Source organism: Ruegeria sp. AB9 (assembly GCF_056542585.1).
The window spans coordinates 36,326-49,630 of sequence record NZ_JBQGAA010000017.1; the positions used below are offsets into that span (position 1 = coordinate 36,326).

General features: G+C 56.9%; 19 protein-coding genes. 12 read left to right on the forward strand and 7 right to left on the reverse strand.

Annotated elements, in window-relative coordinates; translation table 11 throughout:
- Positions 1-4: 4 nt before the first annotated feature.
- The 4 genes from ACR0K5_RS22025 to ACR0K5_RS22040 form a co-directional block, all read right to left on the reverse strand.
- On the reverse strand, positions 5-703 hold the full coding sequence (locus ACR0K5_RS22025) for a transglycosylase SLT domain-containing protein (protein ID WP_480631693.1): 699 nt from the start codon (positions 701-703) through the stop codon (positions 5-7).
- Positions 704-776: 73 nt separating this feature from the next.
- Complete coding sequence (locus ACR0K5_RS22030) at positions 777-1,205, reverse strand: Lrp/AsnC family transcriptional regulator (RefSeq protein ID WP_480631694.1); 429 nt, start codon at positions 1,203-1,205, stop codon at positions 777-779.
- 52 nt (positions 1,206-1,257) lie between these two features.
- Positions 1,258-2,577, reverse strand: a complete 1,320-nt coding sequence (locus tag ACR0K5_RS22035) for an MFS transporter (protein ID WP_480631695.1) — start codon at positions 2,575-2,577, stop codon at positions 1,258-1,260.
- 3 nt (positions 2,578-2,580) lie between these two features.
- On the reverse strand, positions 2,581-2,838 hold the full coding sequence (locus tag ACR0K5_RS22040) for a metal-sensing transcriptional repressor (protein ID WP_480631696.1): 258 nt from the start codon (positions 2,836-2,838) through the stop codon (positions 2,581-2,583).
- 133 nt (positions 2,839-2,971) lie between these two features.
- On the opposite strand from ACR0K5_RS22040, the gene ACR0K5_RS22045 reads away from it, so the two are divergent.
- From ACR0K5_RS22045 to ptsN, 7 genes are all read left to right on the forward strand, one after another.
- A complete protein-coding gene (locus tag ACR0K5_RS22045) occupies positions 2,972-3,586 on the forward strand; it encodes a ribonuclease D (protein ID WP_480631697.1) in 615 nt (204 codons plus the stop codon).
- Positions 3,583-4,551: a KpsF/GutQ family sugar-phosphate isomerase gene (locus tag ACR0K5_RS22050; protein ID WP_480631698.1), complete on the forward strand. Its 969-nt coding sequence runs from the start codon at positions 3,583-3,585 to the stop codon at positions 4,549-4,551. Before ACR0K5_RS22045 ends, ACR0K5_RS22050 begins: the two co-directional genes overlap by 4 nt.
- A gap of 11 nt (positions 4,552-4,562) precedes the next feature.
- On the forward strand, positions 4,563-5,162 hold the full coding sequence (locus ACR0K5_RS22055; protein WP_480631699.1) for an LPS export ABC transporter periplasmic protein LptC: 600 nt from the start codon (positions 4,563-4,565) through the stop codon (positions 5,160-5,162).
- A gap of 54 nt (positions 5,163-5,216) precedes the next feature.
- Positions 5,217-5,657 carry an LptA/OstA family protein gene (locus ACR0K5_RS22060; RefSeq protein WP_480631700.1) on the forward strand — a complete coding sequence of 147 codons (441 nt, stop codon included), beginning with the start codon at positions 5,217-5,219 and terminating at the stop codon, positions 5,655-5,657.
- Positions 5,657-6,415 (forward strand): LPS export ABC transporter ATP-binding protein, encoded by a 759-nt coding sequence (lptB, locus tag ACR0K5_RS22065; protein WP_480631701.1) that lies wholly within the window; start codon positions 5,657-5,659, stop codon positions 6,413-6,415. The genes ACR0K5_RS22060 and lptB overlap by 1 nt, the downstream gene beginning before the upstream one ends.
- 252 nt (positions 6,416-6,667) lie before the next feature.
- A complete protein-coding gene (gene hpf / locus ACR0K5_RS22070) occupies positions 6,668-7,231 on the forward strand; it encodes a ribosome hibernation-promoting factor, HPF/YfiA family (protein WP_152459767.1) in 564 nt (187 codons plus the stop codon).
- A 58-nt stretch (positions 7,232-7,289) separates the two neighbouring features.
- On the forward strand, positions 7,290-7,754 hold the full coding sequence (gene ptsN, locus ACR0K5_RS22075) for a PTS IIA-like nitrogen regulatory protein PtsN (protein WP_117872900.1): 465 nt from the start codon (positions 7,290-7,292) through the stop codon (positions 7,752-7,754).
- Positions 7,755-7,810: 56 nt separating this feature from the next.
- Here ptsN and dalA read toward each other — a convergent pair whose 3' ends face one another.
- Positions 7,811-8,326, reverse strand: coding sequence for a divisome-associated lipoprotein DalA (gene dalA, locus ACR0K5_RS22080; protein ID WP_480631702.1), 516 nt, complete (start codon positions 8,324-8,326; stop codon positions 7,811-7,813).
- A 169-nt stretch (positions 8,327-8,495) separates the two neighbouring features.
- On the opposite strand from dalA, the gene ACR0K5_RS22085 reads away from it, so the two are divergent.
- Both ACR0K5_RS22085 and ACR0K5_RS22090 read left to right on the forward strand, forming a co-directional pair.
- Positions 8,496-9,095 (forward strand): L,D-transpeptidase, encoded by a 600-nt coding sequence (locus ACR0K5_RS22085; protein WP_480631703.1) that lies wholly within the window; start codon positions 8,496-8,498, stop codon positions 9,093-9,095.
- Positions 9,096-9,234: 139 nt separating this feature from the next.
- Entirely contained in the window at positions 9,235-9,417 is a 183-nt protein-coding gene (locus ACR0K5_RS22090; RefSeq protein WP_117870963.1) for a hypothetical protein, read from the forward strand.
- A 72-nt stretch (positions 9,418-9,489) separates the two neighbouring features.
- Here the strand turns inward: ACR0K5_RS22090 and hemH are convergent, their stop codons facing one another.
- Positions 9,490-10,539 carry a ferrochelatase gene (gene hemH / locus ACR0K5_RS22095; RefSeq protein ID WP_480631704.1) on the reverse strand — a complete coding sequence of 350 codons (1,050 nt, stop codon included), beginning with the start codon at positions 10,537-10,539 and terminating at the stop codon, positions 9,490-9,492.
- A 56-nt stretch (positions 10,540-10,595) separates the two neighbouring features.
- Positions 10,596-11,426, reverse strand: a complete 831-nt coding sequence (locus ACR0K5_RS22100; RefSeq protein WP_480631705.1) for a methyltransferase domain-containing protein — start codon at positions 11,424-11,426, stop codon at positions 10,596-10,598.
- On the opposite strand from ACR0K5_RS22100, the gene ACR0K5_RS22105 reads away from it, so the two are divergent.
- Genes ACR0K5_RS22105 through ACR0K5_RS22115 form a run of 3 tightly spaced genes read left to right on the forward strand, consistent with a single transcriptional unit; the run spans position 11,407 to position 13,297 of the window.
- On the forward strand, positions 11,407-12,171 hold the full coding sequence (locus ACR0K5_RS22105) for a double zinc ribbon domain-containing protein (RefSeq protein WP_480631737.1): 765 nt from the start codon (positions 11,407-11,409) through the stop codon (positions 12,169-12,171). The genes ACR0K5_RS22100 and ACR0K5_RS22105 overlap by 20 nt on opposite strands.
- Before the next feature lie 38 nt (positions 12,172-12,209).
- The gene (gene grxC, locus ACR0K5_RS22110) at positions 12,210-12,467 is read left to right on the forward strand and encodes a glutaredoxin 3 (protein WP_480631706.1); all 258 of its coding nucleotides are present in this window, start codon (positions 12,210-12,212) and stop codon (positions 12,465-12,467) included.
- Entirely contained in the window at positions 12,467-13,297 is an 831-nt protein-coding gene (locus tag ACR0K5_RS22115; protein WP_480631707.1) for a carbon-nitrogen hydrolase family protein, read from the forward strand. Before grxC ends, ACR0K5_RS22115 begins: the two co-directional genes overlap by 1 nt.
- Positions 13,298-13,305 lie beyond the last annotated feature (8 nt).

A 13,305-nucleotide genomic window follows, 5' to 3' on the forward strand; every position in this document is an offset into this window, starting at 1 on the left:
GCTCCTAGTTGAAGGCGATGAAGGCGGTTGCAGTGCTCGCGGCTGGCACCAAAGACCCCAGTGCGCCGGTGTAGGGTGAAACCGTCTGTGTGGGGATCAAAGGAAGTCCGGCCCCGGTGAAGGGATCGCGGGGCACGGCCGCAATCCGAGGCTGGGCGGGGGATTCAAGCTGCGCCAGTACCGCTTGAAACCGCCCTTTGTAAGCTTCCGCCAAGGAAGTCGTGCGGGAATGATAAGCCCCTGCGGCGGCAGGCCAGGAGCCAAACTCGGCATGCAGGTCTTTCAGGAACCGGGCGGCATACGTCGCGTTCTCATTCGGATCGAACATCGCGTCAATCGATCGGAATGCTTTACCATGCCAGAGATAGTTGATCTGAAAACAGCCCACATCAAAGCTACGCGCGCCCGCTTTGAAGATCTTGAACACGTAGGTCTTGGCTTCGACCTCGGACTTGAACCAGTATCCCTGACCTTCGACATTGATCGTCCAGGGCCAGGGCTGCAATCGGCTGTCCAGTGAGCGCCCGGTCTCAACACGTGTAATGGCGCGCATCACGTCCAGCGGCACTCCTTCGGACAAAGCGGCGCGGTGTGCAGCCTGATCGCACAGGTCACCGGTATTGGCATCTGACATGGCAAATCCTGCCTGTGCCAGAAGCACATGCCAGAGCATGAGAACAAGCGGGATCTTGTGATTTGGCATTCTGCCGGTCCGGGATTCTGATCTGTCCCGGCCAAGCTAGCCAATAATCGGTTTACAGAGAGTTATCGCGGCTTCAGTTTCGGTCGATTCTGCGCCCGAAGACAACGCTGGTGTTGGTGCGCAGGACGCCGGGAATCTTCGCCAGATCGTCGACCAGAATGTCCAGATCTTCCAGTCTGGGCGCCTCTGCCGATAGCATCAGGTCGAACTCTCCGTTAATCGACAGACATAGTTTGACCTCCGGGTAGGCCTCGAGCCGTTTGATGATCCGGGTGGTTTCCTTTTGCTGCACCTCGAGCATGACGATGACCTGCACTTTCGGCGTGTCTTCCGTAGACCCGAGACGCACGGAGTACCCTTCTATTACGCCGCGCTGTTCCATCCGGTTGATTCGCTCATGTACGGTTGTCCGGGCGACACCCAGTGTGGTGGCGATCTGCGTGGTCGAGGCGCGCGCGTTGGCTTGCAGGGCGGCGATGATGCGACGGTCAAGCTGGTCCATTGGGGCTCCGGTTTGTGGTAAGTCCGGGTTTAGATCAGATGGAAGCCCTTGCTCAAGGTTCGCGCGGAATGCGTGGGTGCAGGTCGTCGATGATGATCGGATGCGCGTGTGGGCTTGACCCGGCCAGATGCGGGTGATCGTGAGGCAGGTCGGGGTGATCGTGGGTGATCGGCTCTTGATCGAGGCGCGGCCAAAGGCTGATTGCACTTACCACACCGGCCACGGACAGCGTCGCCATGCTGCTGAGCGTGACGGTCGACCCAAACATGGTCATCAGCCACCCGGCCAGCGGGTAAAGCACCAGCCAGCAGCCATGCGACAGGGTGAACTGTGCGGCGAAGACAGCGGGGCGGTCTTCAGCGTGGGCCGACCGGGTCAAAAGGCGACCTGAGGGCGTCAACGTGGTGGAGTATCCGAACCCGGTAAATGCCCATAGCACAGTCAGAAGACCCAGAGACAGGGGAACCGTTGCGGCCAATATTGCGGCAATGGCCATGGAGCCTGTGGCAAAAACGGCCCCTGCGACCATGACCCGACGGTCCTCAATCCGATCCAGAAGGCGGGGTAAGGTAAACGCCGCCAGCATCGATCCGCCTCCGAACCCCGCCAGGGCAATGGCCACGGCACTTTCCGACAGGCCCAGATTGGAGCGTACGATAACCACGGTATTGACGATCACCATGGAGCTAAGTGCGGCCGCGCTCCAGCTGAGCGCAAGCAAACCGCGCAGTCGGGGTGTTTTCAGATAAATACGAATGCCGCGTGTGGTGCGGTCATATATGCCGCGGGGTTCGCTTGGCTTGGGCGAGGGAAGGACGACCGAGACGACCAGCATTGCTGATGCAACAAAACCCAGCGCAGTGCCCCAGAACAGGCTATTGAAGCTGACCAGCAGCAGCAATGCGGCGGCGAACATCGGGCTCAGCAAGCTTTCCATATCGTAAGCAAGGCGCGACAGCGACAATGCACGCGTGTATTCGGCTTCGTCTGGCAGCACTTCCGGAATCGTGGCCTGAAAGGCGGGCGTGAAGCCTGCCGAGGCCGATTGGAGCACGAATATCAGCACATAAATCTGCCAGATTTCCGTAACGAAAGGCAGGCACACCGCAACAGCCGCGCGGACCAAGTCCAGCACGACCAGCATCTTGCGACGATCCAGGCGCTCGGCAAATGCGGCAGCGAGCGGTGCAACGGTGACGTAGGCCACCATCTTGATCGTCAATGCTGTGCCAAGAACAAGGCCTGCAGCATCCCCGGCCAGATCAAAGGCAAGTAGCCCAAGCGCGACCGTGGCCAACCCGGTTCCGGTCAGGGCGACGATCTGGGCGGCGAACAGGTGCCGGTAGGTGCGGTTTCTCAGAATGCTCAGCATGGGTCAGAGGTACTTTGTAATCGCTTTGAAATCTTCGATCCCGCTGCCATCCTCGTCGGAGGATAGACAATGGTCGATGTGATCATGGATCAGAGCGCGTTTGGCATTGGTGACGGCCTTTTCAACAGCAAAAAGCTGTTGGGCGATGTCCGAACAAGGGGCCTGCCCCTCCAGCATGGCAATGACCTTGGCCAGATGCCCATGGGCGCGTTTCAGCCGGGCCGTGATTTGTGGATGGGACTCGTGGGCGTGATTTGACATAGGTTATCCTTATCCCCCGCATGGGGATATGGTCAAGCATTTGGCGTCGAATGGCCCGCGACTTTTGGACGGCGTTGAGTTTAAGGACTAAACCGCCTATCTCGGGGGCGATAATGCACAAAGGAATAGTCGCGTGGCGAACCATTTGTACAAAAACGATCTGCCGGATGGGCTGGATCTGGGCCCGATTGTGGCCATTGACTGTGAAACCATGGGGTTGAACCCACATCGCGACCGCTTGTGTGTGATCCAGATGTCGGGCGGCGATGGCAACAGCCATATCGTTCAGGTGGAAAAAGGTCAGACAGAGGCACCGAACCTGTGTGCCATGCTGGAAAACCCCGATGTGCTGAAGCTGTTCCATTTTGGTCGGTTTGACATCGCCGCGATGTATCACACCTTCGGAGCCTTGGCCGCACCTGTTTACTGCACCAAGATCGCGAGCCGATTGGTGCGCACATATACGGACCGCCACGGGCTCAAGAACCTGTGTCAGGAACTGATTGGTGTCGATATATCGAAACAACAGCAGATGAGCGATTGGGGCGCTGAAACCCTGTCGGATGCTCAGTTGGACTATGCAGCCTCGGACGTTCTCTATCTGCATCGTTTGCGGGACGAGCTGAACAAGCGGCTGGCCCGCGAAGACCGGACCGAGATGGCGCAGGCCTGTTTTGATTTCCTGCCGATGCGTGCGAAGCTGGATCTTGCCGGTTGGCCCGAAACGGATATTTTTGCGCACTCATGACCGATACCGAAGCATTCCTGAGAACCGCCCGACAGGTCATCACCGATGAAGCCCGCGCGCTGGACGTTCTGGCCGACAGTCTGGACGAACATTTTGCCGAGGCCGTGCAACTGATCCTGCAGGCCACCGGACGCATCATCATCAGCGGGATCGGTAAGTCGGGTCATATCGGTCACAAGATCGCAGCCACGCTGGCGAGCACCGGCACACCCGCTTACTTTGTACACCCGGCTGAGGCCAGCCATGGCGACCTGGGTATGGTGTCCAAGGGCGACGTGGTTCTAGCGATCTCAAACTCGGGCGAAGCACCTGAACTGGCCAACTTGCTGGCCTTTACGCGCCGCTTCGGTATTCCGCTGATCGGGCTTTCCAGTAAACCCGAAAGCACGTTGATGAAACAAGCGGATGTGCATCTGCTGATCCCATCAATGGGTGAGGCCTGCGGTTTTGGCATGGTGCCTTCGATTTCGACCACGCTGACGCTTGCTATGGGTGATGCGCTGGCGATTGCGCTGATGAAGTATCGCGATTTCCGCCCCGAGGATTTTCGGGCCTTCCATCCAGGCGGCAAGTTGGGCGCGCAGTTGAGTACGGTACGTGACCTGATGCATACCGGTAACGCTCTGCCTCTGGTCGCGGCGAACACCCCGATGAGCGATGCGTTGATAGAAATCAGCCAAAAAGGGTTTGGCGTGGCCGGTGTTACGGGCGCACAGGGGCAATTGTCGGGTATCATTACTGACGGTGATTTGCGGCGGCACATGGATGGTCTTTTGGACAAAACGACCGAGCAGGTCATGACAGCCAATCCGACCACCATAACCCCGGGCGCATTGGCTGAAGAGGCTGTGGCGATCATGAATGAGCGCAAGATCACGTCGCTGTTCGTGGTTGACGAGGCTTCCTCGGGTCAAGCTCTGGGTCTGTTGCACATTCACGACTGCCTGCGCGTCGGTCTGGGCTGAAGGAGGCTGAAGTGGACAGATATTCCCGCATGGTGCAGTTCCTGAAGGTACTGTTGCCGCTTGCGGCCATTCTGATGCTGTCCACCGTTTTCCTGCTGTCGCGCAGCATCGAAACCAACGTTTCGGTGCCGTTTGAAGAAAAGGACATTGACGAACGGCTGGCACAACAGGTCGTCACTCAGCCGAATTATCGCGGGACAACCCGTAAAGGCGAAGATGTCCATATCGAAGCGACACAAGCCAAACAGGGCAGCGAAAACGAGACTCCGACTGCATCCGAGTTTCGGGGCCGATTGGGGCTTCTCAGTGGGGGAGCGATATTTCTGGATTCCAATTCCGGTCTGATCCGTCCTGATGAGGGTACGGCAACTTTCGTCGGTGATGTAGTGATAACCACTGCCGATGGCCTTCAGGTCACAACGGATCTGCTCAACACGTCTCTGGACGAAATCCGGGGCGACACACCGGGGCAGGTCAATGGAACCGGACCAATCGGCAACTTTTCCGCCGGGCGCATGATCTTTGGGACTGAAAAAAAGGACGGACCGGTCCATATTGTTTTTACAGACGGTGTGAAGCTGGTATACGAGCCTGAAAAAGCAGAAAGATAACCTGTGTTCGATTTTCGATTTGTTCCTTTGTGCCTCGCTTTGATCGCGGGGGCCATGTCTGCGAGTGCTCAAGAAGCACAGGTGGCTTTTGGATCTGCGAACGCCGATCCGAGCCTTCCGGTCGAGGTGACATCCGAAACGTTGAACGTCAACCAGGATGACGGCTCTGCCGAGTTCCTTGGAAATGTCATTGTAATTCAGGGCGAAATGCGGCTGACCGCCGAGCGGGTTCTGGTGATCTATAATGAGGAACGCTCGGCCATCGAGCGGATGGAAGCCACCGAAAATGTTGTTCTGGTCAGCCCACCGGATGCGGCGGAGGGTGATTGGGCAGAGTACACAATCGATTCCGGTGTGATCGTGATGAAAGGTAATGTTCTGCTGACGCAAGGTCCCAGCATCATCAGCGGCGACCAGATGAACGCCAATCTGACAACGGGCACTGCGACGATGACCGGACGGGTCAAGACGATCCTTCAGCAGGGAAATAACTGATGGCGCGTCCAAACTTGTCGGTTGCCGAAGGCAGTTCCGGGCTGCGGATTGAGAAGCTGCGGAAATCTTACCGAAAGAAAACGGTGATCCGCGACGTTTCGATGACGTTGAACCGGTCCGAAGTCGTTGCCCTGTTGGGACCTAACGGGTCGGGTAAGACCACGACATTTTATTCCGTGGCGGGGCTTGTTTTTCCTGAGGCCGGAAAAGTTACAATAGATGGTCAGAACGTTACGACCCTGCCTATGTATCGGCGTGCGCGGATGGGCATTGGGTATCTGCCGCAGGAGATGTCGATCTTTCGCGGCATGAGTGTCGAGGACAACATCGCTTCAGTACTGGATATCACTGTTCCTCATGCACACAGGCGTAAGGAACGGCTGGAAGAGTTGTTGTCGGATTTCTCGATTGAACACCTGCGGCGCGCACCAGCCCTTGCCCTTTCTGGCGGCGAGCGTCGCCGCGTTGAGATTGCGCGGTGTTTGGCCGCTGACCCGAAATATCTGCTGCTGGATGAACCATTTGCGGGTGTTGATCCGATCAGTGTTGGCGATATCCGGCATTTGGTTGCTGACCTGAAAAAGCGAGGAATCGGTGTCCTGATCACCGACCATAACGTGCGGGAAACGCTGGAAATTGTAGATCGCGCCTACATTCTGCATGACGGGCAGGTTTTGATGTCGGGGACACCTGATGAGGTTGTCGAAAACGAGAATGTGCGCCGTGTTTATCTTGGCGAAAACTTCCGTATTTCATAGGCTTGTGCTGGTCTGCGTCGGATGCATGACGGAAATCGCGTATATACACACCTGTTTTGATTGACTCTTCCGCCGTCTCTTGCCTCAATTGTCCCATGGCATTTACCCGGTTCCAGTCTGGAGATCGATGTCCCTTCGCTGAAGGGCTGGTGTTAAGGCAACCGCGGAAAGTGTCTCGACCCCCCACCCGATAAAAACAAGTTCGTCGCGTAATGAGACGTCAGAATGGGTGTGAATTGTGAAGGAGATCACATGCGTTACCAAATCAGCGGAAAACAGATCGACATCGGTGCGGCGCTGCAGACACACGTGCAGACCGAACTGGGCGAGGTAGTGGGTAAATATGCCCAGCGGCCTACGGACGCCAACGTCGTCTTTTCCCGTTCGGCGCATGAATATGTATGCGAAACAACGGTGCACCTGTCCACGGGGCTGACCGCCCAGGCCAAGGCGCATGCAACCGAAATTTATGCGGCGTTCGAGGCATGCTGCGATAAAATGGAAACACAACTGCGTCGCTATAAGCGTCGCCTGAAGGACCACCATAAGGATCGGTCCGAGCCGGTTGAACTCTTTGGGGCGTCCTCTTATATCCTCGCCTCTGACGAATCGGACGCGGCTGATGAACCTGAGTCGCTGCAGCCCATGATTGTGGCTGAGATGGAAACAAAAATTCCATCTTTGAGTGTTGGTGAAGCCGTGATGCAAATGGAACTTGCCGGTGCCCCGGTGCTGGTGTTCAGAAATGAGAACAAGGATGGATTGAACGTCGTGTATCGTCGCGAAGACGGTAACATCGGCTGGATCGATCCGTAACAGGCAAGGATACGGGGCCGCATCCGCCGAGGCGGGTGCGGCGCCATGGAGCGTGATCATGGAGCTTTCGAGCATACTGAAGCCCGAAGCAGTACGTGTACTATCCGCCGCTTCCAGCAAGAAGCGGCTGTTTCAGGAAATTGGCGATGTAGCAGCCGCTAACTTGGGTCTCGATTCTCAGGCGGTCGTCGACTGCTTGCTTGAGAGGGAAAGCCTCGGCCCAACCGGTGTAGGGCATGGCGTGGCACTGCCGCACGCACGTCTGCCCGAGCTTGATTCGGTCTCGGGTGTGTTCGTCATGCTGGAAAAGCCCATCGATTTCGGGTCGGTTGACCGTCAGCCCGTGGACATCGCCTTTGCACTGTTTGCACCGGAAGAGGCGGGAGTTGATCATCTTAAAGCGCTGGCTCTTGTCTCACGCACGCTGCGGGATACGTCGGTGTGCACCAAGCTTCGGGCGAACCCCGATCCGGTCAAGCTATATGCGATCCTGACCGAAGCACAATCCATGCAAGCGGCGTAATCCTCAAAAAAAGGCCCCCGAAAACCGGGGGCCTTTTTATTGCATCTGTCTTCGGATCAGCCGCCGGTTCCCATTTCCAGGGTCCACCAGATTTTGCCGCCGTTCTCCTGATGCCAGGCGAATCCCATCTGAGTCGCCTTTGGGTCCATAATGACGGATCGCGGCCCGGGCTCCTGCATCCACGCGGCAAGGGTTTCCGTCTCGGTTTCGTAGGTCTCGGAAATGGCTTCACCCAGGAATGTGCCGAAATAACCGACCCGTGCAGCCCGATCAATCGGAGAGGAGCCGTCCGATCCAAAGTGCCAGGGCCGGTTTTGCCGGGCCATGTCCTTGGAATGAGTCGCTGCGGCAGCGTTCAGCTGCGAGTTCAGCTGTACAGATTGCAGGCCCTGTGCCTGACGCAAGGCATTGACCGAATCAAGCATCCGGAATTGCAGTTTTTCCGGATTGCCGCGGATCTTATAAACCGTTGGCAAAGGGCGGCCATCCGCGCCAAAGGTCGTGGGGCCAGTGTCTGTGCATGCCGCAAGCGCGACAAAGCAAATCAAGAATAAAGAAACGATACGCGTCATGATCGACCTGATTATTGTGTCAACACACGGCATAGCGCGCCTGACGGCTCTGGGCAAACGCGCAATAGCCTTTACTTGCGTGATTCTGCCGGTTTGATTTGCGACTGAAGCATTCTGGCAATAGAATGTCCCGGATTTCAGACTTCACCAAAACACAGGACCCGTTGTCATGGTCAAAAAGCGCATTCTCTTGTCCACTCGCCGGAGTTTTCTGGCAGGAGCCTCTGCCACGCTGGCAACACCTGCGCTGGCGCAGTACATACCCGGGGATCCATTGCGCCCTGCGCCCGAGCCTGAGCCAGCTGTACGTCGCAATGTTTCAGGATTCCGGGCATTGGACTGGAAACCTTATTTCTCAAACACCAGAAATGGGGCCATTCTGGTAGATACACAGTCACGGGCGCTGCATTATTGGTCAGATGATCAAACTATATACAAACTCTACCCGTCATCGGTTCCTCTGACCGAAGAAATGACCCGTCGCGGGCGTACCAGCGTGATACGTAAAGTTGAGGGCCCAAGCTGGTCTCCGACGCCGTCCATGAAAAAGCGAAACCCGGAATGGCCTGACTATATCCCGCCGGGCCCGGATAACCCGCTGGGAACACACGCTTTATACTTGAGTTGGAAGTACTACCGTATTCACGGAACGCACGACACACGTAAAATTGGGCGGCGGTCGTCGAATGGCTGCATTGGCCTGTTCAACGACGACATTGCCGAGCTGTTCTCAATGGCGAAGGTCGGCACGCAAGTGTTGCTAATATGACGACATTTTCGTGTGGGAACCCGCTTAGCGGTCAAGTTGCAATTGCATTCCGGCGTTAATGCTGATTAGAAAAAACCACGAGGTAAGTCTTAGATGTGCGGTTCCGGGCATTGGAACTGTGCAAATTCTGGAGGTTAATATGAAGAAACTCGTTCTCGCTGCTGCACTGACTGCTGCTGCTTCGACCGCATATGCTGGCAACCTGGAAGAGCCGGTTGTTGAAGCACCGGTTGTTGTTGAAGAAACTCAGGGTTCGTCGCAAGGCATCCTGCTGCCGCTGATCCTGCTGGTTGTTGTTGCTGCTGCTGTTGCTGCAAGCTAATTCGACACGGAATTCATGAAAAAGGCGGTGGAGCAATCCACCGCCTTTTTTGTTTTTCCTAGGCCGTGCCTGTTAGTCCAGCCAGCCACGCAAATTGTCTTCGACTACCTTGCCCAATGCGGCTATGTGCGCCGCGTCGTCATTAAGGCAGGGAATATAGGCGAAGGTTTCGCCGCCAGCTTCTTCAAAGCTTTCCTTGATCTCTTCGTTGATCTCTTCCAGCGTTTCGATGCAGTCGGCTGAGAATGCGGGCGCAATGACCGCTATGTTCTTTTTGCCTTGCTTCGCCAGATCCGCCACATGATCCACCGTATAGGGCTTCAGCCATTCCTCGGGGCCGAATCGCGACTGGAATGTCGAAACAAGCTGATCATCTGACCATCCCAGCCGTTCTTTCAGCAGGCGGGTCGTTTTGGCGCACTGGCAATGATAGGGGTCACCCTGTTGCAGATACCGTTCAGGCATGCCGTGATACGAACAGACCAGAATATCAGGTTTCGTTTCCATCGCGGCATAAGCACGTTCAACCGATTGTGCCAGCGCGTCGATATAACCGGGTTCGTCGAAATAGGCAGGTACGGTTCGCGTGGCAGGTTGCCAGGCCTCGTCCATGAGCGCACGAAAGAACTGGTCATTGGCGGTGGCTGTCGTTGCGCCGGCGTATTGCGGGTAAAGCGGGAAGAACAAAATACGGTCACAGCCCGCGGCCACCATCTCGCGAACTTTGGATTTGGTCGACGGATTGCCGTAGCGCATGCAGAAATCGACCATCACCTGCTCGCCATAACGATCCTGCATCGCGTCGCGCAGTTTGGCGGTCTGATCTTTGGTGATCGTCATCAGCGGGCTTTCGCCCTTTTCGTGATTCCAGATCGATTTATAAGCTTCGCCCGAACTGAATGGGCGCTTGCTGAGGATGATCCCCTGAAGAATCGGTTGCCATTTCCATTTCGGATAATCAATGACCCGCTGATCCGACAGGAACTCGTTCAGATAACGGCGCATCGGCCAGTAGCTGTAATCATCCGGCGTGCCCAGATTGGCCAGCAAAATGCCAACGCGACCCATCTTGACCTTTGGATGGTCGGCAGGGGCATGAGCGGGGCGAGTGGCATCAAACATGTGGGAATTCCTGAGTTTTGGTGTTCCGGCCTGAGATAAAGGGATTTGGTTGCGCGTCAATCCGGCAGTTTGCCCTCTTCCGTACGCAAGGCGTCTGCAAGGCGCATTTGGGCTGAACCCGGGCGCAAAGGTTTGGGTTGGCTGTCATCAGGGGACCACCCGGTCAGGCAGATCAGTTCGAACGTTGCGGTCAGGCGGCCTGATTCTGTCGAAAAGTGATCCGAATAGATACGTTGCGCGGCCTTGAACACGGCCCGCCCTGTCAAGCGCTTCAGCCGAGCAGACAAGGCGTTGGTCTCGCCCATGCCCCGCAGATCGCGCATCAGATGCCAAATATCGCGGTATTCTGCCGCCAGCGGTACGGCATCTGCCACGGGCAATGCCAGACCGGCCCGTTGCAGAAGACCGCCCAGATCGCGCAACTCAGCCATAGGCGCAATGCGTGGGCTGAGCCCGCCCGTGACCTCAATTTCGGCTTGACCCAATGCAGCGCGCAACTCGTTCAGGGTCTCACCCCCCAGGCACACAACCAGCAACAACCCGTCTGGTTTCAAAGCCCTGTTGCATTGGATCAGCTGTCCGACCGGATCATTGGCCAAATGCAGCGCCATCGCATGAATCACCAGATCGTACGTGCCGGGTTGCAGCGCCAGCACGTCGTCATCAGCGATGACGGCGGCATCAGGAAAAACACCCGTCCAAAGCTGTGGGAATGGCGTCACAACCGCAGGCGCCGTAAAGGCTTTGTTAACCATCGAGAGACGATCCTGAACTTCATCTACGGTGGTACGGTGCAGGAACAAGGCTTCGTCCTGCGCGCGGGCGCGGTGAAGCAGAATGGTCTTGCGGTCGAACAGAGAGGGTGCGGTGGGCTCGGGCAGTTTCATAGGTCGCAAGTATCGCATCGCGCAGCGGATTCAAACCATCCTTGCATTGATCTATCCGCCGCGTTGCATGGGCTGCGGAGAATTGACGGATTCCGATTTCGGCCTGTGTGGGGCCTGTTGGCGCGACACGCCATTCATCGGTGGTACGGTTTGCGAAAGCTGTGGTGTGCCAGTGATTGGTGATGCAGATGGGTTTCGAGTTGAGTGTGACGATTGCCTGAAAGCCCCGCCACCCTGGAGGGCGGGCCGCGCCGCGTTGCTGTACGACGGGAAGGCACGGTCATTGATCCTGGCCCTGAAACATGGTGACCGGCCTGAACTGGCCCGACCCGCTGCGCGGTGGTTGGCGCAGACCGGGCACGAGCTTCTGCGGCCTGGAATGGTGATTGCTCCGGTGCCGTTGCATTGGTCGCGACTGCTAAAACGGCGCTACAACCAGTCTGCGCTGATTGCTCAAAACCTGAGGCGAGAAACTGGATTGGAATGCGTCCCGGATCTGCTGGTGCGAAAACGACGGACGCCGGTGCTGGACGGGAAAACAGCACAGGAGAGGCGTAAAGCGTTGGAAGGTGCAATTGGCATCCATCCCAGACGCTCACAGCACTTGAAGGGCAGGGACATCTTGCTGGTGGATGACGTTATGACATCCGGCGCAACGCTGGCGGCTTGTACGCGTGCATGTCAGGCCGCAGGGGCAAATCATATTTTCGTGTTGGCACTGGCACGCGTTGCCAAGGATGCCTAATTCGCCCAAGATTGCACGAAACCCAAAGGGAACGGAAAATGAAGCCCGTAGAAATCTATACCTCGCCGCTCTGCGGCTTTTGTCATGCGGCCAAGCGCCTGCTGAAGCAGAAAGGCGTTGAATTCAAGGAAGTTGACGTTCTACTGCACCCCAAGCGCAAACCCGAGATGATCAAACGTGCAGGCGGCAAACGCACCGTGCCACAGATTTTTATTGGAACCCAACATGTGGGCGGCTGTGACGACCTTTATGAGCTGGAGCGGCAAGGCAAGCTTGACCGTCTGCTCGCAGCCTGATGAAGACCGCGCTGCTGCAGATCACTTCTTCGGACAATCCGGCTGAAAACCTGAACATGGTGTGCGCCATGATGGCCGAAGCGGCCGGGCGGGGCGCGCGCTTTATCCTGACGCCAGAAGTCACGAATTGCGTGTCAACAAGTACGACGCGACAAAACGAAGTACTGCAGCACGAAGAAGACGACATCGCCCTGGCTGGTCTGCGGGACCAGGCCGCCAAGCTGGGCGTGTGGTTGTTGATCGGATCACTGGGCATCAAAACCCATGACGCTGATGGCAGGTTCGCGAATCGGTGCTTCATGATCGACCCACAGGGTCAGATCACGGCGCGTTATGACAAGATCCACATGTTCGACGTACAGGTCACCGAGACCGAGACGTTCCGCGAATCAAAAAACTACCGCCCCGGAGGAAAAGCAGTCATTGCCGAGACCGACTTTGGCAATGTGGGTCTGACCATCTGCTATGACATCCGTTTTCCATACCTGTACGCGGCTTTGGCACAGGCGGGCGCACGGATTCTGACTGTGCCTGCTGCGTTTTCACCGGTCACCGGTGCCGCGCATTGGGAATCGCTGTTGCGGGCCCGGGCGATTGAGACCGGGTGTTGGGTGTTGGCCCCCGCGCAAACGGGGGAACACCCGAAGAAGCGCGGAAAAACGCGATATACTTACGGCCACAGCATGGTTGTCGCCCCGTGGGGAGAGGTGCTGATCGACGCAGGCACAGATCCGGGCATTCACATTTTCGATTTGGATGATAGTTCTGTGACAGAGGCGCGCGGTCGCGTGCCTTCGTTGACTCACACTCGGTCTTTCACTGGACCCTGACTGAACTG